General features: G+C 66.9%; 22 protein-coding genes and 9 pseudogenes. 13 read left to right on the top strand and 18 right to left on the bottom strand.

All coding sequences use genetic code 11. The annotated features are described in order from the left end of the window. Positions 1-377 precede the first annotated feature (377 nt). The 5 genes from OG507_RS39095 to OG507_RS39075 form a co-directional block, all read right to left on the bottom strand. Complete coding sequence (locus OG507_RS39095; protein ID WP_327365096.1) at positions 378-1,358, bottom strand: IS3 family transposase; 981 nt, start codon at positions 1,356-1,358, stop codon at positions 378-380. A gap of 13 nt (positions 1,359-1,371) precedes the next feature. After that, positions 1,372-1,653 carry a transposase gene (locus OG507_RS39090; RefSeq protein WP_327365097.1) on the bottom strand — a complete coding sequence of 94 codons (282 nt, stop codon included), beginning with the start codon at positions 1,651-1,653 and terminating at the stop codon, positions 1,372-1,374. Positions 1,654-1,897: 244 nt separating this feature from the next. Then, a complete protein-coding gene (locus OG507_RS39085; RefSeq protein ID WP_327365098.1) occupies positions 1,898-2,581 on the bottom strand; it encodes a hemerythrin domain-containing protein in 684 nt (227 codons plus the stop codon). 439 nt (positions 2,582-3,020) lie between these two features. After that, complete coding sequence (locus tag OG507_RS39080; RefSeq protein ID WP_327365099.1) at positions 3,021-3,929, bottom strand: IS3 family transposase; 909 nt, start codon at positions 3,927-3,929, stop codon at positions 3,021-3,023. A 5-nt stretch (positions 3,930-3,934) separates the two neighbouring features. Continuing rightward, complete coding sequence (locus OG507_RS39075; protein ID WP_327365100.1) at positions 3,935-4,237, bottom strand: transposase; 303 nt, start codon at positions 4,235-4,237, stop codon at positions 3,935-3,937. Positions 4,238-4,306: 69 nt separating this feature from the next. Between OG507_RS39075 and OG507_RS39070 the strand changes: the two are divergent. Continuing rightward, positions 4,307-4,570: pseudogene (locus OG507_RS39070) on the top strand (integrase core domain-containing protein); the annotation flags it as partial. A 67-nt stretch (positions 4,571-4,637) separates the two neighbouring features. Here OG507_RS39070 and OG507_RS39065 read toward each other — a convergent pair. From OG507_RS39065 to OG507_RS39055, 3 genes are all read right to left on the bottom strand, one after another. Then, positions 4,638-5,384, bottom strand: coding sequence for an SDR family NAD(P)-dependent oxidoreductase (locus OG507_RS39065; protein WP_327365101.1), 747 nt, complete (start codon positions 5,382-5,384; stop codon positions 4,638-4,640). 33 nt (positions 5,385-5,417) lie between these two features. Continuing rightward, positions 5,418-6,176, bottom strand: a complete 759-nt coding sequence (locus OG507_RS39060; protein WP_327365102.1) for a VOC family protein — start codon at positions 6,174-6,176, stop codon at positions 5,418-5,420. A gap of 326 nt (positions 6,177-6,502) precedes the next feature. Then, the gene (locus OG507_RS39055) at positions 6,503-7,345 is read right to left on the bottom strand and encodes an IS5 family transposase (RefSeq protein ID WP_327365103.1); all 843 of its coding nucleotides are present in this window, start codon (positions 7,343-7,345) and stop codon (positions 6,503-6,505) included. Between the two features lie 502 nt (positions 7,346-7,847). On the opposite strand from OG507_RS39055, the gene OG507_RS39050 reads away from it, so the two are divergent. Then, positions 7,848-8,297 (top strand): spore-associated protein, encoded by a 450-nt coding sequence (locus tag OG507_RS39050; RefSeq protein WP_327365104.1) that lies wholly within the window; start codon positions 7,848-7,850, stop codon positions 8,295-8,297. Positions 8,298-8,758: 461 nt separating this feature from the next. Here OG507_RS39050 and OG507_RS39045 read toward each other — a convergent pair whose 3' ends face one another. Continuing rightward, on the bottom strand, positions 8,759-9,748 hold the full coding sequence (locus OG507_RS39045) for an alpha/beta fold hydrolase (RefSeq protein WP_327365105.1): 990 nt from the start codon (positions 9,746-9,748) through the stop codon (positions 8,759-8,761). A 141-nt stretch (positions 9,749-9,889) separates the two neighbouring features. Between OG507_RS39045 and OG507_RS39040 the strand changes: the two genes are divergently transcribed. Further along, a complete protein-coding gene (locus OG507_RS39040) occupies positions 9,890-10,540 on the top strand; it encodes a helix-turn-helix domain-containing protein (RefSeq protein WP_327365106.1) in 651 nt (216 codons plus the stop codon). Positions 10,541-10,808: 268 nt separating this feature from the next. Here the strand turns inward: OG507_RS39040 and OG507_RS39035 are convergent. Beyond that, a pseudogene (locus OG507_RS39035) lies at positions 10,809-11,198 on the bottom strand (VOC family protein); the annotation flags it as partial. A gap of 287 nt (positions 11,199-11,485) precedes the next feature. Continuing rightward, positions 11,486-11,764 (bottom strand): annotated as a pseudogene (locus OG507_RS40580) (Mu transposase domain-containing protein); the annotation flags it as partial. Between the two features lie 349 nt (positions 11,765-12,113). Between OG507_RS40580 and OG507_RS39025 the strand changes: the two are divergent. Then, a pseudogene (locus OG507_RS39025) lies at positions 12,114-12,662 on the top strand (transposase family protein); the annotation flags it as partial. 446 nt (positions 12,663-13,108) lie between these two features. Here the strand turns inward: OG507_RS39025 and OG507_RS39020 are convergent. Next, the gene (locus OG507_RS39020; protein ID WP_327371822.1) at positions 13,109-13,600 is read right to left on the bottom strand and encodes a nucleotidyltransferase domain-containing protein; all 492 of its coding nucleotides are present in this window, start codon (positions 13,598-13,600) and stop codon (positions 13,109-13,111) included. A 93-nt stretch (positions 13,601-13,693) separates the two neighbouring features. On the opposite strand from OG507_RS39020, the gene OG507_RS39015 reads away from it, so the two are divergent. The 4 genes and pseudogenes from OG507_RS39015 to OG507_RS39000 form a co-directional block, all read left to right on the top strand. Further along, positions 13,694-13,990 (top strand): hypothetical protein, encoded by a 297-nt coding sequence (locus OG507_RS39015; protein ID WP_327365108.1) that lies wholly within the window; start codon positions 13,694-13,696, stop codon positions 13,988-13,990. 62 nt (positions 13,991-14,052) lie between these two features. Next, positions 14,053-14,679 carry a recombinase family protein gene (locus OG507_RS39010; protein ID WP_327365109.1) on the top strand — a complete coding sequence of 209 codons (627 nt, stop codon included), beginning with the start codon at positions 14,053-14,055 and terminating at the stop codon, positions 14,677-14,679. Continuing rightward, positions 14,676-15,236 carry a hypothetical protein gene (locus OG507_RS39005; RefSeq protein ID WP_327365110.1) on the top strand — a complete coding sequence of 187 codons (561 nt, stop codon included), beginning with the start codon at positions 14,676-14,678 and terminating at the stop codon, positions 15,234-15,236. The genes OG507_RS39010 and OG507_RS39005 overlap by 4 nt, the downstream gene beginning before the upstream one ends. 334 nt (positions 15,237-15,570) lie before the next feature. Further along, positions 15,571-16,302: pseudogene (locus tag OG507_RS39000) on the top strand (PP2C family protein-serine/threonine phosphatase); the annotation flags it as partial. Positions 16,303-16,347: 45 nt separating this feature from the next. On the opposite strand, the pseudogene OG507_RS40575 reads toward OG507_RS39000, so the two are convergent. From OG507_RS40575 to OG507_RS38990, 3 pseudogenes are all read right to left on the bottom strand, one after another. Continuing rightward, positions 16,348-16,503, bottom strand: a pseudogene (locus OG507_RS40575) (acyltransferase domain-containing protein); the annotation flags it as partial. A gap of 185 nt (positions 16,504-16,688) precedes the next feature. Continuing rightward, a pseudogene (locus OG507_RS38995) lies at positions 16,689-16,985 on the bottom strand (winged helix-turn-helix domain-containing protein); the annotation flags it as partial. A gap of 283 nt (positions 16,986-17,268) precedes the next feature. Beyond that, positions 17,269-17,615: pseudogene (locus tag OG507_RS38990) on the bottom strand (IS1380 family transposase); the annotation flags it as partial. 686 nt (positions 17,616-18,301) lie between these two features. Here OG507_RS38990 and OG507_RS38985 point away from each other — a divergent pair. Next, a complete protein-coding gene (locus tag OG507_RS38985; RefSeq protein WP_327371817.1) occupies positions 18,302-19,393 on the top strand; it encodes a helix-turn-helix transcriptional regulator in 1,092 nt (363 codons plus the stop codon). Positions 19,394-19,463: 70 nt separating this feature from the next. Here the strand turns inward: OG507_RS38985 and OG507_RS38980 are convergent, their stop codons facing one another. Next, positions 19,464-19,949 carry a hypothetical protein gene (locus OG507_RS38980; protein ID WP_327371816.1) on the bottom strand — a complete coding sequence of 162 codons (486 nt, stop codon included), beginning with the start codon at positions 19,947-19,949 and terminating at the stop codon, positions 19,464-19,466. Next, positions 19,858-20,181 (bottom strand): aspartyl/asparaginyl beta-hydroxylase domain-containing protein, encoded by a 324-nt coding sequence (locus OG507_RS40570; RefSeq protein WP_442811079.1) that lies wholly within the window; start codon positions 20,179-20,181, stop codon positions 19,858-19,860. The genes OG507_RS38980 and OG507_RS40570 overlap by 92 nt, the downstream gene beginning before the upstream one ends. Before the next feature lie 42 nt (positions 20,182-20,223). Between OG507_RS40570 and OG507_RS38975 the strand changes: the two genes are divergently transcribed. Both OG507_RS38975 and OG507_RS38970 read left to right on the top strand, forming a co-directional pair. Beyond that, positions 20,224-21,336, top strand: coding sequence for an IS630 family transposase (locus OG507_RS38975; protein ID WP_327371815.1), 1,113 nt, complete (start codon positions 20,224-20,226; stop codon positions 21,334-21,336). A 1,336-nt stretch (positions 21,337-22,672) separates the two neighbouring features. Further along, the gene (locus tag OG507_RS38970) at positions 22,673-22,894 is read left to right on the top strand and encodes a response regulator transcription factor (RefSeq protein ID WP_327371814.1); all 222 of its coding nucleotides are present in this window, start codon (positions 22,673-22,675) and stop codon (positions 22,892-22,894) included. Between the two features lie 310 nt (positions 22,895-23,204). Here OG507_RS38970 and OG507_RS38965 read toward each other — a convergent pair. After that, positions 23,205-23,783 (bottom strand): annotated as a pseudogene (locus OG507_RS38965) (transposase); the annotation flags it as partial. A gap of 506 nt (positions 23,784-24,289) precedes the next feature. On the opposite strand from OG507_RS38965, the gene OG507_RS38960 reads away from it, so the two are divergent. Further along, positions 24,290-24,496 (top strand): MbtH family protein, encoded by a 207-nt coding sequence (locus OG507_RS38960; RefSeq protein WP_327371813.1) that lies wholly within the window; start codon positions 24,290-24,292, stop codon positions 24,494-24,496. Next, the gene (locus tag OG507_RS38955) at positions 24,493-25,305 is read left to right on the top strand and encodes a thioesterase II family protein (protein WP_327371812.1); all 813 of its coding nucleotides are present in this window, start codon (positions 24,493-24,495) and stop codon (positions 25,303-25,305) included. The genes OG507_RS38960 and OG507_RS38955 overlap by 4 nt, the downstream gene beginning before the upstream one ends. The last annotated feature ends 4 nt before the right edge of the window (positions 25,306-25,309 follow it).

Raw genomic sequence — 25,309 nt, 5'->3', positions numbered from 1 at the left:
GTTCTGTCGACGCTGTCGCCCGCACGGCGAAGCCGCGTCAGCACCCGCAAGGTGAAGTCACCTATCTCCCGCTATGCGGAGAGGAAATTGGACGGCCGACCCGACGGCAGCAAGGTCGTGACCTCGACGACGATCACTCTCCTGCCACCCCCCACTGCCGCAGCCCGCACTGCCCGCGACGACCGACCGGGAGAACACCGGCAATCGCATGGCACGTGTCCTGACCATCCTGCAGGCGGAGCCCGAACGGCTATGGCGCTCAAGGGAGATCGCCGTGCTCCTCGGCGACGTCACCCTCGTCGCCACCTATCGCCAACTTGCCCGCTGGACCGAGAGAGGAAAGATCAAGAGAGTCCGCACGGGCCGCTACGCGGCCATCACACAGACCCCGAACCCCTTGCGTGACCTGCGAAAACGCCAACTACCCGGCCTTGGAAGTTTCCCCATGATCTTGGACACGTGATGGTTACGCCGCGAGGGCGTGTTGCTGGCGCTGCCTGGTCTCGGCCGGGGTGAGGTAGCCGAAGGTCTTGTGCTTGCGTAGGCGGCGGCGGTTGTAGAAGGTCTCGATGAAGTTGAAGACCTCGGCGCGGGCGGTGGCCCCGGTCGGGCCAGGTGCGGGTTCCGATCTCCTCCTTGAGCAGGGCCCAGAAGCTCTCCGCGGCGGCATTGTCGAAACAAGATCCGGTGCGCCCGCAGCTCTGGCGAAGCCCCAACTCACGTATTCTGTCGCGGAATTGGGCCGAGGTGTACTCGCTGCCGCGATCGCTGTGGATCACACAGTCGGGCTCCAGTCCGCTGCGGCCGTGGGCCATGTCGAGAGCGTCGATGACGAGTTCGGCGCGGTGGTGGTCGGCCATGGCATAGCCGACGACCTCACGGGTGGCCAGGTCCAGCCAGCAGGCGAGGTAGAGCCAGCCCTCGGCGGTCGGCAGGTAAGTGATGTCGCCGACCAGCTTGATGCCTGGACGCTCGGCGTGGAAGTCGCGGCCGATGAGGTCCGGGGCCGGCTTCGCCTTCTTGTCCGGCCGGGTCAGCGAGCGGTGCTTGCGCCGGGTGGCGCCGCGGATGTCGCGTTGGCGCATGATGCGGGCGATGCGCTTGCGGTTCACCCGCTGCCCCAGGCGCCGCAGTCCGGCGTGGATGCGCGGGACGCCATAGGTCTTCCGGGAGGCGATGTGCAGCACGGTGATCTCGTGCGCGAGCGCGTCGTCGGCCGCCTGGCGCTTTGGACGGGCGGCCTCGCCGTCGCGCCAGGCGTAGTAGTAGGAGGAGCGGGCCACGTGCAGCGCCCGGCACAGCAGAACGATCGGGTAGTTCGCCTTCTCCGCGTGGATGAACCGGCACAACTCGCTCACCGGTCGTTCTCCTTCACGAAGAAGGCGGTCGCTTTTTCAGGATCTCGATCGTCTGCTGCTGTTCGCGGCTCTCCTTGCGCAGCCGCTTGAGCTCCTCGCGCTCGGCGCTGGTCAGCTCGCCGGGGGTGCCCTCTCCCCGGTCTGCCTTGGCCTTGCGGTACCAGCCGCGCAGGGACTCGGAGCTGATGCCGAGTTCCCGGGCAACGGCGGTGACCGTCTTGCCCGAGGAGTCGACGAGCGCGATCGCGTCCCGCTTGAACTCCTCGGTGCACCGCTTCGTGTACTTGCTTCCCACCTGGTGCTACTTCCTCTGGAACCTCAGGTCCCAGTCTCCAGGTGTCCACGATCAAGGAGAAGCTTCACAAGCTCGCTGCCCCCGCCTTCTCCGCTTCCCGTGCGAACTCGGCGGCCCGGTCTACCTGATGGGCCACATGGTTCAGGTACGGAAGAGCGAAACCGATCTGCATGATCACATCCTTGTCGAGGGTTGCTGCAGGAGACGGGGCCGCTGGCATCGAGTCGGCCAGAGGCAGGAGCAATCAACTGCCCACGCGGGGCGGAGTGGACGTTCTGTGAACACGCCTGGCGTGCGACGCGTACAGACGAGGTGCGATGACCGGCATCAGCAGGCGTGCTGGGAGGGGTGCGTGGGCCAGCACCGCCTTGACGACATCGGGGTCGCCCTCGTACATCACCATGCCGAAGGTCAGAGGAAGCGTCTTCCTCGGACTCTTCTCCAAGCCGTGCTCCCCCATCCGCGCCCATTCCGCGGCGGTGACGTACCGCTCGGCCAAGGGAAGGATCTCCTCCTCCTCCAGAGCCATGTGCTCGACGAGGACCGTCAGCAGCCGTTCCAGCACCTCGGCCAGTTCTTCACCGCCGCGGCCCGTGGCCCGCCACCCGGACAGCAGTGCCACCACCTCCGCGTGGGCGCGCTCGATCGCGTGGTGTTGCTCCTCCATGGTGGGCACGATGGCCGCGGCATCCTCGCCTCCGCGCTCAAGAAGCAGCGGCCACAGCACCTCGTCCTCACCCTCGTGGTGCAGATGAAGGACGAGGCACAGCAGTTCGACATGTGCGCCGACGACCTCAGCCCGCTTCATGTCCCCGGGGGGCACCGCCCGGACCACATCGGGAAGCAGCCGGAACTCGCGGCGCATCATTGTGTGCGCCATATACATGTCACGCACATCCGCCATCGGTTCGCTGAATACGGACCCCACTGTGCATTCTCCCTCGCTCTGGTCCACACCATGCCGCGAGTCGGGACATCGGAACGGATGCCGCCAACTCGCCCGCGCAGTCACCCTTACACGTAAGTGCCTACGCAAGCAAATAGCCAGTCAGGGCGGAATCGTATGATGTGGGGCAGCGGTCAGTTCTACCCAGCGGACAGTCGTCTGCATGGCGTACAGTTGACAACTTTTTCCCAGCCCAGCACTCCGCCGTTCGTTTCCTGGTGTCGGCGTACGGGCTTCTCTCCCCAGCTGCGTACAGATGAACGTCCCCAGCTGTTGAGGCCCGCTTCTGATCCTGGTGGGCCATGCTGATCCCATGACAGCTAAGGGGTGGGGCATAGCGGTCGTGGCCTGGAGCGTGATCGCTGTGCTGTTCATGGGGACGACTGTGTGAAGTTCCCCCCGCGAACTGGACAGCGGGTGTTTACGCGGCCGGGACGAGGTTCTGCCTGAGCAAGGATCTCGTTTCGAGCGGGGTCACGTACCCGTAGTCGGGGTGCCGACGGAGCCGGCTGCGGTTGTACTCGACCTCGACGTAGCGGAAAACGTCGGCCCGGGCGGCTTCGCGGGTTGCCCAGACGGTGGTTCCGATCTCCGCTTTCAGGATGGCGAACCAGCTTTCCGCGGCGGCATTATCGTAACAAGAGCCGACACGCCCCATCGACTGCCTCATGCGCAACTTGCGTATTTCGCTGCGGAATTCGTCACTCGTGTACTCGCTGCCGCGATCCGTATGCATGACGCAACCCTGCTCCAGGCCGCCACGCCCGGCCGCCATCCGCAAGGCGGCGACCGGCAGCTCGGCGCGGTGGTGGTCGGCCACCGCCCAGCCGGCCACCTCCCGCGTCGCGAGATCGATACAGGTCGCCAGATACAACTTCCCTTCCAGCCTGCCGAGTTCGGTCATGTCGCCGACGAGCCGCATCCCGGGCCGGGGCGCGGTGAAGTCCCGGCCGATCAGGTCGGCGGCAAACACCGCCCGCTTCGCCTGCCGGGTCAGACCCCGCCGCCGGCGGAGGGTGATCCCGACGATCCGGTGCTTGCGCATCAGCCGCTCGATCTTCTTGGAGTTCACCACCCGCCCGGCCCGCCGCAGGGCGGCGTGGATCCGCGGCGCCCCGTAGACACCGCGAGATCCGGCGTGAAGCACCCGGATCTCGCCCACCAGCACCTCCTCGGCCCGCTCCCGCACCGTCCGGGCCGGCCGTGACGCCCTGTGCGCGTAGTAGGTGGAACGCGGCACTCCCAGCACACGGCACAGAAACGCAACGCTGTGACCTGCAGGATTACCCTCCGATGCCTTCTCCGCATCGATGAAACGACACCGTGCCACGGTGTCTACCTCATCTTGTCCTGAACGAAGAAGGCGGTCGCTTTTCCCAGAACCTCGATCGTGGCCTCCTGCTCGCGAACCTTCCGCCGCAGCCGGACCAACTCCTCACGCTCCGCAGTGGTCAAAGCCCCAGCGGGTCCCTCACCGCGGTCGACCTTCGCCTGCTTCACCCACCCGCGCAGCCCTTCCGGACTCACGCCCAGATCCCTCGCGACCTCGGTGACCGTCTTCTCCGAGGACAACGCCAAGGCGACCGCGTCCCGCTTGAACTCGGCCGTGTACCGCTTACTCATGTTGCTCTTGCTCACTACCTGTGACTGCTTCCTCCGGGACCATCCGTCCCAGTATCAAGCTGTCCGGCCAGCAGGGGGAACCTCAAAGCCGGCGTCACCCAGTCCATGGGCGCGGTCGGTTCCAGCGCGGACAACGCGCTCGCCGAGTCCTTCAATGCGACCTGCAAACGGGAGACCCTCCAAGGCCGGCGGGCCTGGGACACCGAGCGCGAGGCACACCTGGACCTTTTCCGCTGGCTGCACCGCTACAACACCGTCCGACGCCATTCCCGCCTCGGACATCGCAGCCCGATCGCCTACGAGCGAGCACTCGCAACAACATCAACTACGCTGGCCGAAGCCGCATAACCCGTGTTCAAGATCAGGGGTCAAGGCCCGTTTCGTGGTGTCTGATACCGAGAGGTTCTCCGCCCGGTTACAGCTGGGTCTGTCCACCGTTGACCTCGTAAACGGAGCCGGTGACGAAGGAAGCCTCGTCCGACAGGAGGAACGCGGCGACCGCTGCGACCTCGTCCGTGGTGCCGCTTCGCTTCATTGCAGTCTTGTCGGCGATGGCCTTGCGTACCTCCGGGGGCAGGTTCCTCGCGGAGGGGGCGTCGATGGGGCCGGGGGCTACCGCGTTGATCCGGATGCCTCGCTCGGCGTATTCGACAGCGGCGGAGCGGGTCAGACCGATGATCCCGTGTTTGGAGGCGGCGTAGGCGGGGCGTCCGGCGTGGGCCATGACTCCGGCAGTGGAGGCCATGTTGAGGATGACGCCGCCGCCGCTCTCGACGAAGTACGCGATCTCGGCCTTCATGCAGTAGAAGGTGCCGGTGAGGTTGGTTCCTACGACGTCGAGCCAGTCCTGGGGGTCGACGTCGTGCGTGTCGGTCAGCGCGGGGGTGATGCCGGCGTTGTTGAAGGCGAAGTGCAGGTGGCCGTAGGTGCTCACGGCGAATTCGACAATGCTCTGGGCGGCCTGGAAGGCGGAGATGTCGGTTGTGAACGCGGAAGCCTGCCCACCGGCAGCGACGATCTCCCTGGCGACGCGTTCGGCGCCGACGCTGTCGCGGTCGGCCGCGATGATCTTCGCGCCGGCGCGTGCCAGCTGCTTGGCCGCGGCCTCCCCCAGGCCGGAACCGGCCCCCGTGATGATTCCTACCTTGTCATTGAAAGTCATGATCTGATCCTTGATGCAGATGTGCCGGGTGCGTCAGTGAGTCGGGGCCAGGGCGGTGAAAACCGCCCCTGTGGGATCGAGGAGGACCGTGATGTCGCCGTGCCCGATTGCGGTAGGCGGCATCAGCACCGTGGCACCGAGCCGGACGGCGGCGTCGGCTGTCTGCTGAGCGTCGGCCACGGTGAAGTAGGCATCCCAGTAGGGCGGGATCTCGGCCGGCATAGCCGGGGGCCTCGGCAGCAGTACCGAGATGCTCCGGCCGCCCAGCCGCCAGTCCCGGCGGTTCAGCGGGCCGTAGGGCTCGCCCAGAGTCCAGCCGAAGACTTCCCCGTAGAACGCCGCCGACTGCTCAACGTCGTCGGTGATCAGCTCGCCGCCGTGGAAGGCGCCGGGCTCACCCGCTGCACCGCAGCCCTGGTGCTCCCCCGCTTCCCACAGGCCGAACCGGGTGCCTGCGTGGTCGGCCACGACCACCGACCGCCCCGCCGTGCCCAGCCCGTGCGGGTGGACCAGCACCTTCCCGCCGGCGGCAAGAACCCTTTCGACGCTCTCTCTGGCGTCGGCCACGGTGACGAACGTGGTCCAGCCACCTCGCTCGGCACCCGGCGCAGCGGTCACGGCCGCTGCAGGACGTCCGCCCAGCAGTGCCATCCGTGATTGCGGCTGCCCGCCAAACCCTTCAGCGAAAGCCCAGCCGAACAGCTTCCCGTAGAAGCGAGTACTCGCTTCGATGTCGGGCGTGTTCAGCTCGACCCACGCCACTGTGCCGACCTGGTGGAAGTCGACGTCCATCGTTCTCTCCTCTCGGCAGCCCCCGCCTGTCAACAGTAAGCATGAATGTCACTCGATGACAAGTTCATCATTGAGTGACGTTTTCTGGACGGTCGAGGCGCAGATCTCCGAGCCCCCGGCGGCTTGGAGATCCTCCGGGAGAGGCACGTGCGGCATAGGCGGCATGCGTCATGCCATCGATTGACGAAGATGACATCCACTGACAGTTATGATGCGGAGATGGCAGCCATAGATGCGAAGACAGAACGCGGTGGGGTGCGCGAGGTTGCCCGTCGCGCGGTCCGCGCCGAGATCGCGGCTAAGAGGCCGCGCGGATAGGCGTGCGGTCATGATCGGCGGTTCGGGCGTTCGTCCCAGCGGTGAGTTGTCCAGGCCCGCCGGATCAGGCTGCGTATGGTGATGATCGTGTCGGCAAGGTCGAAGAAGGCGTCGATGACAATGGCGCGCCGCTCGTAGCAGCGGGCGAGCCGGGAGAAGGCGTTCTGCCAGGCGTGGGTGCGTTCGACGTGCCAACGCCTGCTGGCCTGGATAGGCGCCTTCTCGCCTTTGTGGGAGATGCGGCCGTGGAGGCCGCGTTCGTTGAGCAGCGCGCGGGTCTTGTCCGAGTCGTAGCCGGCGTCCAGGTGCACGGTGATGCCGTCGGGTAACGGTCCCAGGTCGTCCAGGTGGTCCAGGGTCGGTGCGAGCAGGGGGGAGTCGTGGCGGTTGGCGCCGGCCAGGACACGGCCCAGCGGAATGCCGTATCCATCTGTCATGCCTGAGCGTTTCAGGCCCTGTTTGCCACGGTCGACCGGTGAGCGCCCGGCGACCTCGCCGCCTCCGGGAGCCTTGGTGATGGAGCCGTCCACGGCGATCTGGTCGAGGACGAGGCCGACGATCCGGTCGTAGGACTCCAGCGCGATCTGCTTGAGCCGGACGAAGAGGCCCTGCCGTATCCACTCGTCACGGCGGTTGCGGATCGTGGTGGCCGAGCACGTTGTGTCGGCGATCGCCTCGTAAGAACAGCCGAAGCGCAGCAGTTGCAGCATCTTGTCGAAGATGATCCGGTCGCTGATGCGTTGGCGGTGGCAGCCGAGCGGATGGTCCGGGTGGTACTCCGGCCGCTCGGGCAGCAGGGCCGCGAATTGGTCCCAGAGCGGTTCGGTGAGCCATGATGGCAGCGCGGGCACAGGCCTCCTCAGTGATCACAGAGCGTCGCAACTCCATGATCACCAAGGCCTGTGCCCGTTCTGTTGCCGGGGTCCCCCACCGCGCCTATCTGCGCGACCTCTTAGTCACGACACTCTCCGCCTAATCCCAACATCGCAGGCCAGCAAGCCAGTCAACTAGAGATCGAGACGTCTGCCGAAGGAACCATTACAGGTCAACACCCATACCAGATGTCGATCTTGTGTTGTCTCTGCACTTCAAACGCTGCAGCTCAGAGCTTGATCGATATCAACTAGACGGAAGACGGACACTCGTCCATTCCTCAACGGATACGCCCACCTGCTCATCCGTCTCAACCACCGGCACGATCAAAGGACCCCTCCGGGGGTCACTGCCATCCCGGAGCAGTCCGCCCGGACGGCCTCGTGCAACACCTCGGCATGAACACGGCACAACCATCCGTGCCGCTTGAGGGTCACATCAAGTGTGAGCAAACCGCTCTCCGAGGCACAAGGGGGAAATGTGAGAATCACGCGCAATATCGCAGCTGCCGGGGCGTTGACCGCACTGGCAGTGGGCGCCACGACCGCGCTCAGCACGACCGCCTCCGCCGCACCCAACGTCACACCGCGCACCGTCTGCGGCAGCGCCTACAAAACCGTCAACTCGGTGCCCGTCGGCTCGCTGGGCACCGTCTACCTGACGTACAACTCCACAAACGGCAAGAACTGCGTCGCGACCATCCGCAACAACCCGGGCACCGCCAAGAACATGTCCACATACATCTACGTCCCCGCCACCGACGAGTGGGCCGGCGACTACGGGAACTTCACGTCGTACGCAGGACCGGCCTACGTCTACGGCAGGGGCTACTGCGTGAGCTGGGGCGGCAACATCGACAACGTGTACGTGTCGGTGGAGAACTCCAACTGCGCCGCCCTGAGGGAACACCGAGTCACCGAAATCCGCTGATCCGGTACAGCATCCGGCCGCGAGCCCCGCGCCGCCGCCCCCCGCAGGCCGAACCGGCGGGACCCTGCCGCTGACGACTGCCGGGAAGGCAGCCATGAGCCGCAGGCGGCGCGGGACCTCGTCGTGAGCCGGCCGACCAGCCGCCAGGCCTGCCACGGCAGAACCCGGGAGACCGCAGCCAGTTGCTGCCCACCCCGGCCACCCCCACCTGCTGGTCAGCCAGAAGAGCGCGGTCGACCCCGACCACCCGGCCGTCAGCATCGGCACCCTGAGCGGAGGCCTTCCCCGCGGGCTGACACTGAGCGGCCTGAGACAGGACGGCATCCTCAACGAAGCAGCGGACAGCGCCGACCCGCTCAGGCTGATGCGGCTGTTCGGCATCACCGAGCAGGCCGCCATGCGCTACGTCACCGCCGCCCACCCCGAACGAACCGCCAAGCTGCCCAGGTAGCCTGCCTGGTTCAGCCCTGGAGGGTGGCGAGCCAGTCGGTCAGCAGGCGGTTGACCTCGTCGGGGCGCTCCTGCTGGATCCAGTGGCCGCAGGCGTCCAGGAGGTGGGAGGCCGACAGGCCGGGGAGGGTGGTGGGGTAGGCGTCGATGGCGTCGGACATCCAGGTGGTGGAGGCGTCCAGGGCGCCGCCGATGAACAGGGACGGCTGCTTGATCGGGGCTCCGCGGTGCGGGGCGAGTTCTTCCCAGTCGCGGTCCATGTTGCGGTAGCGGTTGAGAGCGCCGGTCAGGCCGGTGCGCTCGAACTCCCCGGCGTAGACGTCGAGGTCGTCCTTGCTCAGCCAGGCCGGGAGGACCCCCGTGGGGAAGCGGTCGCGCAGTCGGCCGCCGGCGCGGGCAACGAAGTGGGGGTCTGGCTCGCCCTGGGCGGGCATGGTGTCGGCGGACAGGGCCGCGTAGAAGCCCGCGAGCCAGCCCCGGACGTCGGGCTCGATCTCCGCCTCGGCGCGGCCGGGCTTCTGGAAGTAGGAGACGTAGAGCTCCTGCTCGGGGCCGCCGATCCGGCCGAAGATGTCGGTCGGGCGCGGGCCGCCGGGCGGTGCGTAGGGGACGCTCAGCAGGCCGACGGCACGGAAGACCTCGGGGCGGAGCAGGGCCGAGGCGGAGGCAATGTTGGCGCCCCAGTCATGGCCGACCACCACCGCGCTCTCCTCTCCGAGGGCACGCACGACGGCAACGTTGTCCTCCACCAGGTCGAGCATCCGGTAGGCCTCGGTCGCCTCCGGCTTGGAGGAACGGCCGTAGCCGCGCACGTCGATCGCCACCGCCCGGTAGTCGGCCGCAGCGAGGGCCGGGAGCTGGCGGCGCCAGGAGTACCAGGACTCGGGGAAGCCGTGGACGAGCAAAACCAGCGGGCCGGTGCCCTGCTCGACCAGGTGCAGGCGCCCGGCCGGGGCCTCGACGGTGCGGTGGCGGAGCTCGGCGGTCGGCTCGGGCTGCATGGGCTTCTCCTCGATTCGCGGGCGGACGCGGCTGCCCATCGATCATGCGGCACGGCACCCGCCCGACGCGATCAGCCTTGCCCTTCTGGCAAACTCGCAGGACAGAGCGGTGGAGCGGCACGGAAAGAAGGAGCGGGAAAGGTGGCAGTCGAAGACGTGGACGGCACGCTGGCCGCGATGGGGCCCCGGTTGCGGGCCGCGCGCGAGCACCGCAGTGCGACGCTCGCCGGTGTCAGCTGCGCGACCGGCATCTCGACCAGCACGCTGTCCCGGATCGAGACCGGCCGGCGCAAGCCCACCCTGGAGGTGCTGCTGCAGCTGTCGAAGGAGTACGGCGTCTCCCTGGACGAACTGGCCGGCACCGCGCCCGCCCCCGCGGCCGAGCCGCGCGCTACGGCGCCGCTGAGCTTCGGGGATGACAAGGCGGTGCTGCCGTTGACCCGGTACGTCGGCGGCCTGCACGCCCACAAGCACGTCCTGCCCGCTGTCGAGGGTCGGCCCGCACGGCCGCGGCAGGTCTCCCACGAGGGCTACGAGTGGCTGTGCGTCCTGTACGGGCGGCTGTGGCTCGCGCTCGGCGACCAAGACCTCGTCCTGACTGCCGGGGACGTTGCCGAGTTCGACACCCGCACCCCGCATGGGGTGGTGAACGCCGGCTCCGGCGGGCCTGTTGAGTACCTGATTATGTTCGGGCCCCAGGGCGAGCGCCTACGGCTGCGCACCCCTCCGGCCGTTGGCCGCGGGGACCGCCAGCCGAATCGCGCCCAGGCCGGCCGCGAAGCGCAGCCGTAGGCTCCGAAACCCGTTCCGGCAAGACAGCGAAACCGCGACTTGCGCGCAGGTTCGCGGCCAAGGGCTGCCCAGATTCCTGAAACTCGCGCGCTACCGGCCGGACGGCTCAGAAGATCCGTCGCCGGGAGCAGGGCCACGAGTACGCCGCCGCGCAGCTCGTGGCGCTCGGAGCTCCGCGGCTGCGGCCCGGCTGCGACCCCGCCGTGCGGCTGCGTCACGCCCTGGTCGCGGTCGGCGCCCGCAACCTCCGGCACCGCAGCGCGCACCGCTACGTGTTCCGGCTCGGTCGAACCCGCCAGGAGCGGGAAGAGAGCGAACTCGGACTCACCGCCCTGCGGCCGTACCCCGAGCAGCCCGACCCCGAACCGGAGATGTGGGCGCAGTGCTGTCCCCACGGCATGTCGTTGGGGCCGCCGCGGACCGAGCCGCCCAGCGCCTCCACCCGGCCGAGCGTCTCGTCGACGTCGTCGACACCGATGCTGAGCAGGATCCGCGACGCCGCCCCAGTCCCCGGGTTCTCCTTGGCCACCAGCCCGAAGTCGGTGTCGCCGATGCGCAAGCCGAGGTAGAAGGCCGGGCCTTCCGCCGGTGCCCGGAAGATCTCCTCAGCGCCGAACAATTTCGTATAAAAGCCGAGCAGAACGTCCTGGTCGGCAGTCCCAGCTGGACGGTCTCAGCGGGCATGCGCCGGTGCAGGAGCAGGACCTCGATCAGCACTCGGGTGCCCGCCGCGTCGCCGTGTGCCTGCCGGGCAGCGGACCAGAAGGCTTCGTGGGCTTCGGTGAAGGCACCGCTCTGCCGGACAGCGGCCAGAGCAGTTGATCCGGCCATCGCCCCGGGTTTGACCAGGAGAATTTCCAGGTAGTGGTCGAGTTCGTCACGGTAGTCGTGGCGTTTGGTCAGCCGCGGATGGAGGGCCACGACCTCCCGCCGGTCGAAGACCAGCAGTTCGTTGCCCCGCAGCAGCAGCACGCGCACGCTCTGGCCGATGAAGCGGGCCGGTACCGAGTAATGGCACTGGCGGACTGTGATCCGGCTGGTCCGGTCGGCCTTCGGTGTCAGGGTGATCCCGCATTCGAATGCCTCGAACGGCAGGGGTGCCAACGTCTCAGACTCGGCAGCGAAGTTGAAGCCGACCGTGGTGAGCCTGCCGTGCAGGATTCGGTTGTCCTCGGCGGCATCGATCTCGGCGATCCTCTCGTTCAGCTCCTCCAGCGAGTCCACCTCGGGGACGGGCACCAGGTGCGTGCGCCGGTACCGGCCGCTTCGTGCTCAACGCCGCCCTTTTCATGGGCGCCTTCCTGGCCGGGGATGCAGTAGAACGCGTCGAATCCGTAATGCGCCCGGAAAGCCACCCACCGTTCTGACTCCACCCGGCTGCGGCCGGTGCAGACCCGGTTGACGGCCGGTTTGAGGTTGTCGTAACGGATGTGCCGTGTTGGCCAGGGCCCCGGCGTGTGCCCGGCTCGTCCCGGGTTGGAGTGGTTGATCGCGGCAGCGGGCCCCGGAAGCAGGTGAACACGGCACCTGTGGATCATGGAGTTCTCTACGCTTCAAGATCCACGAAGGTGCCGTGTTCGTCCCTCCATCATCTCCTGTCGCTGTTCCCGCGCCTCACGCACCCCGCCTGGAGGCCCTCGGTGACGCTGCCGCTCAGGGGCAAGTCCGTTGTCTGGTCGCCGAGTTCGAGTCGGTCACCGACCCGCGAGGGGCTTGCGGAGTGCGTTACCGGCTCTCCTCGCTGCTGGCCCTGGTGGTGTGCGCGATGACGGCGGCGGGCCACGACTCGATCACCGCGGCGGCGGAGTGGTGCCGTCGTGCGACGCCGCATGAGCTCGCCGCCTTCGGCCTGCCCTGTCACCCGTTGCTGGGCCGCTACCGAGTCCCGAGCGAGAAGACCCTGCGCAGCGTCCTGGGGCGTCTGGATCCCGGCGAGATCAGCGCGGCCGGCTACGACTACCTCCGGCCCCTGCTGTCCACGCAGCCCCGTCAGCCGGATCCGGTGATGCCCGACGGGGGAACCGAGCGCGAACAGCGCCGGGCCCATCGCACGGCCACCCGCGCCGAGCCCGTGCGGTCCAGGCGGCGGGCGATCGCGCGCAGACTGTTGAGTACGAAGCGGCGTCGAAGTCGTATTCCGTGAAGAGGCGTTGGTGGATCCGCCGAGCGGTGTGCCTCTGCTTGCGCGGCGCGCTCAGGTCCTCCAGCAGCATCGCGTCGATCCAGTCCTTGGCCGGGTCCAGGACCGTCCCCCGGGGTCTGGGCACCTTCCGCGGCGGCGGCACTGCCGAACTCAGCGCCTGCCGGACCGTCCGGCGGTGAACGCCGTACTTCTCCGCGAGCACACGCTGGGACAGATCCGGATCAAGACACTTGTCCCAACGGATATTCGCGAACAGCTCAACACGCGACGAAACCACCCCGGCCTCCCGACATGACCGTGACCAACTACCACGTCCCGACATGACCGTGATCGACGGGAGACACCCTGACGTGAACAGGCGGACGGCCCAGCGCATTCACTCCAACGTGGGCACGTCGACGCCTCATTGCCGGCCGCGCGTTGTTTCAGAAGTGAGTGGAAATCCCGAAGGTCTCGCGGAGCCGAGCCATGTCATGACGGTCGCGGTCGGCCGGCTCGTAACCCTGATGGAAGTAGGCCTGCTGTTCGGCTGACAGACACGCAACTACCAAGCCCCCGATCGTGCCGGTCACAAAGCACGAGGCCGGATAGACAAATGGATGTTCCGCATCGGTTGATGCCTGCACCGCCGAACCGTCCGGCGCAAAGGCCAGAGGATGAAGATCGATCTCTCGTCCGTCCAAGGCCGTGACTACGAACCGCACGGGCCGCCAGTCCAAGGTCTCTACGAATCCCGCGTCATTCAGGAGCTCGACAACATCGGCTTCGTGATCATCCCGGAACATCAGATCGAGATCACGATGCTCGCGGGTCTGCTCACCGATCAGTGCGTCGATGCCCCACCCGCCACCGATCCAGGCGGCAAGGCCTGCCTGCTGCAGCCGTTCCAGTACGGATAACACATCATCAGCCGTCATCACCCTGGGCACGTTAGTACACCGCAACCGCCCCCAAAGCGAGTGGAGCCAGATCAACTTCTTACGTCAGTGGAGCCACTTTTCGTTGCCAGGGTGGAGCCCACAGAACTGCTTACAGACAGCCTCCCGCTGCGCGAGATTGCTGCCGGCTACCTGGCCGGGCTGGAGTGCGCCGACCTCGGCGACACCTACGGCGTTCCGGCCGGCACGATCAACTACTGGCTGGCCATGACCGGGGTTCCCCTGTGTCCCGGAAGCCGTGGCGTCCCACTGGACTGCAGCGTCCTGGACAGCCTCGTCCGCCGCCGGAAGAACGGCGAGACACTCGCCAAGCTCGGCCCGTCAGGAGACGTACATTCTGGGCAGATCGCCACAGCTCCCGTTCCATAAGTCGTTCCACAAAAGATGTTCCGGAACTCCCGTACGGAGCCGACTTCCGGTACGGTCCGGCCATGGGAACCGACAACCGCCACCCCGCGGGCGGGCTCGAACTCGCCTACGCCCGGGGCTCCACCACCAAACAGAGCCTGGAACGCCAACTCGACGCACTGAACGCCGCGGGCATCCCCGACGGACAGACCTACGTCGACAAGAAGAGCGGCGCCACCGTCGACCGCCCCGGCCTGGCCGACCTGCTCGCCTACGCCCGCCCCGGGGACACCATCGTCGTGTACACCCTCGACAGGCTCGGCCGGAACCTACGCGAAGTCCTCAACCTCGTCCACGACCTGGGCGAGAAGAACATCGGCGTGCGCTCCCTGGCCGACCCGCTGCCGATCAACACCGCCGACGAAGGCATGGGCCGCATCGCCTTCCTCCTGCTGGCCCTCTTCGCCGAGATGGAACGCACCTTCACCGCAGAACGCGCCGCCCACGCCCGCGCCGTCGCCGAAGCCGCCGGCCGCCACATCGGCCGCCCCGTCGCCCACCCCGAAGACAAGATCGAGTACGCACGGCTACTGAAAGCCCGAGGCGAGTCCCTCGGGCAGATCGCCGCGAAGACCAGGATCCCCAAGACCTCGCTGCACCGCTATCTGGCAACCGCCACCGGGGAAACCGAAAGCGACATGCCGGCGTGAGCGTCCGAAAGCAGGATGATCCGGGCCGCGTTCCCGAACTTACCTGGTGGCTGGACGATCCTGAGCTCTGGAAGCTTCTGGAGTTCGAAGGGCAACATGACGCGGATGGCCTGCCCGTCGATCTGAGGTGGAAGGACCGTCAGCAGCTCCTTGAAGACCTGGTCCGCCTTCCTGGACTGGTCGACGTCGACTTCGCACGGTTCTTGCTGACCCAAGAGACACGATGGCATGGACACGCTTGGGGTTTCAGTCACAGCATCGAGATCGCCGCCCTCTTGGTTGCTGAGCACCGCCGCGTCCAGGACATCTGGCTCCTCTGGGAGGCAATCGCCAGAAGCTTCGACACCTGGGGCGGCTTCCAGCCGCACACCCTGCTGTTCGCCGCCGGGACCGCCCGCGCGATCGAGTACGTCGGCGCCTCTGACCACCCGCAGCGGAGCAATCTCCTTGAGCACCTCCACGAGATCCCCGAACCCTCCGAGGAAGCGGTCACCGAACATCTGGCAGGCCGACGCCGCTACTACATCGAGATCCTCAACGAACTCGATACGCCGTAGAAGCACCATCGCCATCCGACTCCCTCAGCTCATGCTGAATGCAGGGGGCTTCGGATATCAGTGCAGACGACTACGGAAATCGACATCGGGCGTCAGATCCACCCCGGCAGTGTCTCAGAACCGCCTCGCACAACTCACCGGTTTTGAGAGGACCTCCGCAAACGACGACCTGCGGATTCACGATCGGCTCCGGGGTGTTCGCAGAACTCTCGCAACTGGTCATTTATGCGAGGGACTGGGCGTGCCTGCCCGCCGCCGAGGTGGAACCGGTGTGAGATCGAATGCGGGCAGTGCCCGCGGTCAGGCTGGGACATTCGCATGAGCGGAGGCAAGGATGCTTGGTGACCCGTTCGGGCTGGCCGAGGTGCTCGCCGCTGCGGAGGACGCGGCACCGGGGGCATCTCTCGCTGTGGTGGCGCGCAATCTACGCGACCGGTTCGACGCGCGGGCGGTGTCGTTCCTGTTCGTCGGCGTCGCTGGCCGGCAGATGGTGCGGGTCGACGAGGGTATCGCCCCGCGGGCCGGCCTCGACGTCGATCAGATCCAGCTGGCCGGCAGCGTCTACGACCAGGTGCTGCGCACCCAGGAGCTGGTGCAGGCCCCCGACGCCGGGTACGGAAAGCGGGTGTTCGCCCCGGTGACCAACCGCGGTGACACCATCGGCGTCCTGGAGTTGTCCCTGCCGCACATCAGCCAGGAGATCCTGGACGAGGTTGGCGAGGCCGCGCACGCGCTGGCGTACATCATCGTCACCGACCGCCGCTTCACCGACCTCTACCGGTGGGGTCAGCGCGCTACCCCTCTCAGCCTGGCCGCCGAGATCCAGCACCAGCTCCTGCCCGACGCGCCCTCCTGCGAAGCCGCACAGTTCGTGCTCGCCGCATGCCTGGTCCCGGCCGACGACGCCGCCGGGGACACCTACGACTACGCCCTCGACCACGACACCCTGCATCTTTCCGTCACCGATGCCATGGGCCACGACGTCGACGCCGCACTCATGGCCACCCTCCTGGTCAACGCCTCGCGCGGCGCTCGTCGCGACGGCGCCAGCCTGACCGAGCACGCCCCAGGAGCGCCACACCTCCGCCAGGGCGATCTCCATCGCCCACAGCGCGGGCTGGATGACGTCGAGTTCGGCGAAGCGGTCCTCGGGACCGTCTCCCAGGAGTTCGATGACGGACCACCCGGTCTCGGCGCGGATCGCGGCGTCGCATGCCTGCATGGCGCGGGCGAAGACCATTTCGCTGTCGAGCAGTTCTCGTCCCATGCCGATCCATTGGGACCCCTGACCGGGGAAGACGAACGCGACCCTGGGGCGCTGTGCGGGATCGGTGTACTCGAAGACGGTCCAGGCCCCAAAGGCCGCCGCGAGCCTTTTACCCGGGGCCAAACCTCCTTCTTCCACAGCTCCACCGCGTGCTCGTCACGCTCCAGTGCTCTGCGGGCGGGAGCCTGCCAGGACCAGCCGTGCCGTTTCAGCAGCCGCCACACCGTCGCCACCGACAGGCTCACTCGCAGCCGACGGCGGATCACCGCCTGGACCCGGACCAGGGTCCAGCGTTCGTCTTCGAAGCCGTGCGTCGCCGGGCCTTTGCCGAGTTCCTCCTCCAGCACGGCGAACTGGGCATCGGTGATGGTCGGTGAGTCCGCCGGACCCGCGGAACGCAGGCCCTCCATGCCGCCCTCGCGCCAGGCACGGCGCCAGCGTTCCACCGACCGCACACTCACTCGCAAGTCCTTGGCGATCACCGAGGTCTTCCCACCCGCCGCGAACCGTTGCCCGGCCTGAAGCCGGATCTCCTCACGAAGCGCCCGACGCTCAGCGGTCGGGCCCCCACCCTCCGAATACCTCACCCCACCGGCATACCGCAGGGATCATGAACCGTCACCACCCGACGACAACACGAAAACCTCAGTAGGTCAGGGTGCGGATCGCGCGGCGGACCGGTGCGGTGACCGCGTATCCGACCGAGAAACGCAGGAGAAGGCCGTTGTCACGCAAGGCGCGGAGATGCGTGAGGAATGCCTTCGCGCTGCCTGCGCTGTCGGTGCGGACCGGGATGTCGGTGCCGTGCCGGTGGGCGTCGGGGATCTGCGCGAGGGCCCGGTCGAGCGCGGTGATGGATCGGCGGCGGCGTTGGCCAGGAAACACAGCAACGGGTGGAACCCGAAGCCGCCTTTGCAGGTGGGTGCGGCCTGGCCCTTCTCGGAGTGGCGGGTGACCGGCGTGGCGTCGAGGTCCAGGACCAGGCCGGGCAGTATGCGTTCGTCGACAGCGGCCAGCAGCCGCCAGGCCGTCGGCGTGGAGGTCACCGGGCCGAACACCTCGCGCTGGTCCCGCAGGACGGCCAGCTCCACGATTGCCTCGCCGCCGTCAGCCCGGTCGCTTCGGTGAGGTCCGCCGGTAAATGTGCTCCGGCGTGCGTGCGGCCCGGCCGACTACGAAGTCCGCAACTGGCACGGCTGGTACCGACACATCACACCGCACCCTGACCAACGCCATTCAGGTGATCGATCGTCTATCGCGCAGCGAGTACAGCTGATTCCGTGTTGATCGAGGCGTGGTTGAGTCGTCTTCGTACGGGCGAGTGCCCAGGCCTGATAGTCGCGGTGCGAACAGTCCCGAACCGGGAATTGATAGGGGGAGAGTGGTGACACAGTGGGCCGTGGAAGCCGTACCTGGCTGTGTAAGCGCGCGATACAACTGCGTGGTCAACTCGCCGGCCTGCTCGTCGGCGTCGAGTTCCCCTCGGGTGGACTTTGGCGGCAGGCACTGGACGGGCTGAAGGCAATGGGGCCCAGCTTGCCGTCCCCGCATAGCGTTTGAACCAGATGGACCGCCATCTCGTGTTCAGATCAGTTGTCACAGACGACCACGATCGCGGCGTCCGCACCCATACCCACGGCGGCCCCCACAACCCTGACTACAGCTGCCGTGACGGCGGCGCGGCGCTTGTTGCCTTCACAAAGCATTATCCTCTAGTTTGCGGCTCTCCTGCGGTTTGCTCGGCCATCGGACATGACACCTTCGGTGTCATGGGGAATGCAACACCTGGAAGGAGATTGTGATTCTCCCAATTCACGGCGAGGCAGCCGAAACCGACCTGACTGTTTATGCATGGATTCTGAATAGTCGTCAACTTGACCTGGGATTGATGCAACAGGACCTGGGGCTGACCATTTCAGACCTGGAGGGCAGTATCGATCGGCTCTGCGCGGTTGGCCTGGTGGTGCGTCCCGACGATGACCCGGCTACTGGGTTTGCGGTGGACCCTGCTGTCGCCATCGCCAAGCTCACAAGCCCGATCGAGGCGCGTTTGCGGGAGGAGGAGCGCCGCATCCTGACGATTCGGGACGCGCTGGACAGGTTCACTCCGCATTATCTGGAAAAGAGCAGTTCCTCCCATGGTCTGGAAATCCTCGGGAACGTGAACGAGGTGCGGGCGGCCCTGAACCGCGAAGCGGCGCGATGCAGCCACGAGATGATTTCGTGTCAGCCCGGCGGGGGTTCGCGCAAGCCGGAGGCCATGTCCGAGGCGATGCAGCGCGATACCACCCTCCTGGAGCGGGGCGTATCCATTCGTACGCTCTACCACCACACTGCCCGGTTCAACGGGCCCAGCCAGGCCTATGTAGCAGTTGCATCGGCGCTGGGGGCGCAGTACCGCACGGTTCACGAGCTTTTCGGGCGTCTTATAATCTTCGACCGAGACGTTGCATTCATTCCTGTGCAGGATCAGTCCTGGGGTGCGGTCATTCTCCGGGAGCCCTCGACGGTGACGTACCTGTGCAACGTCTTCGAAGAGGCCTGGGAGCGGGGTACACCGTTCGTGGACGCGGCAAGCCAGGGTCTTGAACAGGTCTCGCGCGAAATCCACGAAACGATCGTCCGTCTGCTGGCCGAGGGGCACAAGGATGAGACGATTGCGCGTCGCCTGGGCATGTCGCTGCGCACGGCACGACGCCACATCGCCGACATCATGGAGCAGCTGAACGCGACAAGCCGCTTCCAGGCGGGCGTGGCCGCGGCAGCCCACAGACTCGTGAAGGCTCCGGCTGCCAAACAGGGCAACTGCCCCGATGCGGACGCGGCCTCGGTGCTGCCCCGGCCGTTGAGGGAACGCCAGGGCCGGGGCGAGGTTCCGGAAGGCGCCTGAAGCTGACAAGTGCAGACGGACGCCCTGCCCGCCGGTCCGCGCGAGATGGCCCGGGGCGCGGACGGAGGTGTCATTGCGCGGCGTGCCCTGTCGCCGGCGGCGGGTCTCCGACGAAGCTGAAGAGGTAGGCCGACGGCTGGATCACCGGCTGGATCACCCACGAGTAGCCCGGTGGGATGTACAGAACCTCCCTCGAGCGAAGCTGGTAGCTGATGGCGGCCCTGGCCGGAAGTTTTCCCTCCCGGCCGCTGTGTTCGGTGAGGTCTGGCAGCAGCGTCCAGTGTCCGCTTCCCGAGATCTGATGGACCAGGGTGTCACGTGAAGCCCGGGCGACCCGAACGCTCAGCGGGGCCTCTTCGCTGCGGACGGTCTGTACGGGCCTCCCCATGAGTTGAGCGAGACCGCGTGCCAACAGCACCCGATCCGTCTCATCCGCGTGGGAGTCATACGCCGGGTGATCGTGCTCAGGCCACACGACTCCGGGTGCCTGGCCCAGAAAGACCGATGCGAACGCGGCGACCTCCTGACAGTGCAGCGCTGCGTCGCTGGTATCCACCTGACATCCCCTCATCGTTGAAACCCTGCACACAGGACGGCAGGGACGCCGCATCGGTCAGCCCGCAGATCTCCGTAACAGCGCAGTGAGCGCCTCGTGCCCGGGGAGCGTCTGCGGGCCACAGGTCCGTGAGCAGGCACATGCGGGGCTGCGCGCCGTGGATCCACGCCTCGTGACCGAAGAATTGGCCGAAGAACAGACAATTTCCCTTCCCTCCCCTCCCGCGTCTCACCGGCTAGTGTTTCGTGATTCCGTCAGCGTTACTTGATCTTGTGTGACAGGGTCTCTTGGTGTGGAGATCTCCGTGGAACAGGCCGCCGAGTTGCGGGAGTTGGTGAACAGTCGGGACGTTCCTGCGGACATCGCTACGCGCGGCCGGATCGTGCTGTGGTCGAGTGAGGGGCGTCGGCGCAAGGACATTGCGGAGCTGCTCGGGGTGTCGCTGCCGACCGTGGACCGCTGGAAGATCCGCTATGCCGAGCAGGGCCTGGCCGGGCTGGAAGGGGAGCGTCCCGGTGGCGCGCGGGAACAGGTGCCGGCGCGGGTGCGGTCCCGAGTGATCGCGCTGACGCGCATGACGCCGCCGGACGGCACAGGGCTTTCGCACTGGTCCACACGGGAGTTGGCGAAGTACCTGGAGCGAACCGAGAACATCACCGTGTCCTGGCACTACATCGCGCGCGTCTGGCGCGAGGAAAGCCTGAAGCCGCACCGGTCCGGCACCTTCAAGATTTCCAAAGATCCCGCGTTCGCGGAGAAGGTGGCCGACGTGATCGGCCTGTATCTGGCCCCGCCGGGCGCCGCGGTGGTCCTCTCGATCGACGAGAAGACGCAGATCCAGGCGCTGGACCGGACCCAGCCGGTGCTGCCGGTCGCCTTCGCGGCGAGCGAGAAGCGCACCGCCGACTACGTCCGGCACGGCACCACGAACCTGTTCGCCGCCCTGAACGTCACCACTGGTGAAGTGCTCGGCGAGTGCAGGCCGACCCGGAACGGCAAGGATTTCCTGGCCTTCTTGAAGAAGGCGGTGAAACCGCACGCCGGGAAGGACATCCATGTCGTCCTGGACAACCTCTCGACGCACACCACACCCGAGGTCAAGGAGTGGCTGGTCAAGAACCCGCACATCCACTTCCATTTCACTCCCGTCGGCTCCTCGTGGCTGAACCAGATCGAGATCTGGTTCGGAATCCTGACCCGGCAGTCCATCCGCCGCGGCACGTTCTCCAGCGTCAACGTCCTGATCAAACAGATCCGCGACTACATCAACTCCTGGAACACGACAGCGAAACCGTTCACTTGGACCGCGACCGCCGACGAGGTCCTCGCGAAGGTCCGACTCGTCGCGACCAACGTGAAGAAACTCGTCAATAACAACTCGAACTGACATGAACAGGATCACGAGACACTAGAGGTACTCCGCAGCCGGCCGGGATGTCGAGGGCAAGGTACGGATTGATGCCCAAATTCCACAGGCTGCAGTGCGGCTTGACGGCCGTTGTGGGCAGCAGGGTCGGGAAATGGCCTTCCGGCGGCGCGCAATGCGCTCCGGTGTTCACCGCCTGTCCGTGAACACCTGTATTGCGGTCGGGAGACGGTTCGGCCGGCTCGGGAAATGAACTTCCCCCACTCGAAGAAGCAGATAACCCACCCGTTCCGATGGCACATCATGTGGCGCTCACAGCCGGAGAAATCCCTTCCCGCACTCCTCCGGGTGCCGGTCACACCCAAAGCGCTGATCGATGCCCGGAAGAATCCTTTCGCGTCCTCTTGGAGGCGGCCCCGGTACCGCCCGTCACCGTACAGCGCCTGCCCTGTCGGCCGCGTTCCGTACGCACGCCTGAACTCTTTCTTTTCCGATGCCATGTGCTTTTCCTCATTGCGTGACCGATTCCCGGTGGAACAGGGCACTTCTTATCCTCCTCCCGCTGTTCCGGCAGCGGCAAGTCACGAGAATCCGTTGGTCACAGCAGCCATACCCGGTACCTCTGGGCATCCAGACCTTACAAGTGGCCCTGACCAGCCCGCTCAAGAAGTCAGGACCCCACAAATGGCTCACCCGCCGCGGCCAACAGGGCATCGGCCGCTGAACCCGTTCGGACAGACATGTCCGGTGCCTGGCCCAAAGCCCCGCGCATGGCCCGGCGGCAGCCCCCCTCCGCTTCGCCCGCCACCGCAGCAGCGTGCTCCGCGAGGGCAGCCACCAGCCCAGAACTCCCGCGCCTCGCTTGACGAAAGCCGCAGAGACGCCCCCTGGCTCGCATGGACCCATGCGGGCGCCGTTACGGCCACCTCGGCAACCGACGTCGACCACCGGGCAGGCACCCGTTATCGGATTGATTATCCATTTCATCCACCCGTCGCCCTGGTGCCAGACAGCTTGATGAGGCGGTGAGGCGCTACTAATCGGCGCTCCCCCTTGCCACCCTTGCAGCAGGTCGCAGGTTGTAATTTTCACGCGCGTATACAGCTAGGAGAACCCCTGATGATTCGTCGGAGAGCGGCCGGTTGGATCGTTCTGGCCACACTGGCCGCCGTATTCCTGTCCCCGCAGTCACCGACTGCCGAGCCTGCTGCCGGCGTGCTGTCCCGGCACGCGGGGCTGCACATAAGAGCGGTGGCGTGCGGTGGCTGCCTCGACGACAGCTCCTGGGGCGGCCGAGTGCAACGGCCGAGCGCGTAGGAGAAGCAGCGCCTTTCCATCTACTCAGCCGGGACTGTCCATGTCTACGCAGAATTCGACTCAGCTATTCCTCACCTCCAGGGAGCGGGAAATCCTCGTGAAAATGTGCGAGGGCGGAACATACCAGGCCATCGCACGAGGGCTGGGGATCAGCCCGCACACCGTGGACACCCACATTCGCCGCATCCGACGCAAGACAGGAGTCACCAGCCGTTCCCAACTGGTGGTCCTGGCAGTGCAATTGGGCCTCTACCAGATCTGATCGGCAGGGGCACGCATGAACACCCGACGAGACCGCTCCCCGGTTCACGTCTTCCTGGCCGGCCAGGAAGACGAAGAGAACCTCTGCCGCTGAGCACTGCGGGGCTTCTTCTGCGTCCGGTCGGCACCCGGACCTGACTTCGGTCTTTCATGACGGGCCGCCGGATTCTCCGGCGGCCCGTTCCGGTTCGCCGGGGTGGTGATGGACAGAGTACCGGCCCGTCCGATGTCTCAACGGACGTCAAGCGGCTGCGGGGAGAACGCCGCTGCGCGGTTGCGGCACGGAGCCGATGATGCACTCAGAAGTCATCTCAATCGGTGAGTCTGCGGTGGCAGATGAGGGTGCGGGCGATGCTGGTGAGGGCGAGGAAGTGCCCGGCTTTGCGCTCATGGGCACCGGTGGGGTCGGCGGCAGCCGGCGAGCCGGGCCATGGCGCGTTCGACGGTCCAGCGGTGGCAGCCCCGTCGCTGTGAGGGCTGGACTCCTTTCCTCGCGATGCGGTGCTGGATGCCGCACCGGCGTAACCATCGCCGCAGGTGGGAGCAGCCGTGTCCCTTGCCGGCGTGGAGCTTTGCGGGTTTGCGCCGCCGGCGTCCGCGGCGGGAGCGGACGCCGGCGGCATCCCCTTGCACGAGGGGGATCAGGGCCTGGCTGTCGTGCAGGTTCGCCCCCGGGAGCCGAGCTCGTCGAGCACCAGACGGTGGAGACCGGCCCACACCCCGGCCTTCGTCCACTCGGAGAAACGCCGGTGAGCCGTCGCCCCCGACGGCCCGAACGAAGCAGTGGGCACCTGCTGCCACGTACGGCCCGACGTGGCCACGAACACGATCGCGGCCAGCCCCTCACGATCACCGTGCCGGCGCCGACCGCCGCCCTGACGCCGCGAAGGCATCTCCCGGGAAGCCCCGGAGACGATTGTCCGGCTGGCGCCCGGACTCAGGACGAGGCAATGGCCCGCCGCCCGGGCATGCCGCCGCGCACCACCCGTCGGCACCTCGCGCACATCACGGAGCGGTTGAACGCCTCAAGCCGCTTGTGGGCGGGAGTCGCCGCTGCGGCCTCCGGCCGGCTCATCCGGGGCCCGCGTGACCCATGCTGCGCAGGTCAGAGCGTTCGGCGTGCGGTAATCCAGGTGGTCCAGAGGCACCCGGGCTCTGTCAAGTAACGCCTCTTCGGGGCTTTCGGGTTCACACACATCACGATCGGATAGTCACGGCGACGGATTCGACCGGCGCATCCTGCAGTCGCCGGAGCCGGCCACACGACTTGTCGATCAACACGCCGGGTTCGAGCGAGGGCGCAGGCAGCCGGCTGACTGACATCGGTGGCCACGGCCCGCACATCTTCCGTACCCATGTGAACAACACACAACAGGTAACCGAGGAGTCAGTCATCATGAGCAACCCATTCGACAACGTCGACGGAACCTTCCTGGTCCTGGTCAACGACGAGAACCAGCACTCCCTGTGGCCCGCGTTCGTCGAGGTTCCCGCGGGCTGGAGGGTGGTTCACCCGGCGGATACCAAGCAGTCCTGCCTGGACTACGTCGAGGCCCACTGGACCGACCTGCGTCCCAAGAGCCTGATCGAGAGCACGGGATGACCCCGCTCCACCTGCCGACCTCGACCCGGCCAGGCACAGGCCTGCCTGCCGGCGAGGCGTGGCAGCCGGTCGTCGACAGCACCGACCCGTGGTTCCGCCGGTACCCGGTCGAACGCCCCGTTGCCCGACTGGTCTGCCTCCCGCACGCGGGGGGCACCGCCGGAGTGTTCCACAGCTGGCCCCAGTCGCTCGCACCCGGCATCGAGATGCTCGCCGTCCGCTACCCCGGCCGCCAGGACCGGCTGGACGATCCGTTCCCCCAGAGCCTGGAGGACCTTGCGGAGGAGATCGCCGGGCACCTGCTGCAGTACCTCGACCTGCCGGTGGCACTATTCGGCCACAGCATGGGTTCGGCCGTCGCCTACGAGGTGGCCCGCCGGCTCGAGGCCTGGAAACCGGACGCACTGGCCAGGCTCTTCGTCTCCGGCCGGGCGGCCCCCACCGACGGCCCGCGCGGCACCGGGCACCTGTCGGACGACGAGACCCTGGCCGCCTGGGCAGCGGGGTTGGGCGGCCCGGCAGCCGAGGTCTACGCCGACCCCGAACTGCGCTACATGCTGCTGTTCTCCCTCCGCGGCGACCTGCGCCTGCTGGACACCTACCGCCCGTCCGAGCTCGTGCCGCTGCACGCGCCGATCACCGCATTCGGTGGTACCGACGACCTCGGCTATCCGCCGGAAGAACTGTCCACGTGGAGCAAGGTCGCCAAAGGTGCTTTCGACGCCCGCAGCTTCAACGGGGACCACTTCTACCTCGTGCCCCACGCGGCCTCTCTGGTTGAGGAGATCTGCTCCCGTATTCCCCGGTAGCGGT

It is taken from the genome of Streptomyces sp. NBC_01217 (assembly GCF_035994185.1).
Lineage (GTDB): Bacteria > Actinomycetota > Actinomycetes > Streptomycetales > Streptomycetaceae > Streptomyces.
The sequence above is the reverse complement of the archived record's forward strand: the minus strand, read 5'-3'. Positions and strand labels throughout refer to the sequence as shown.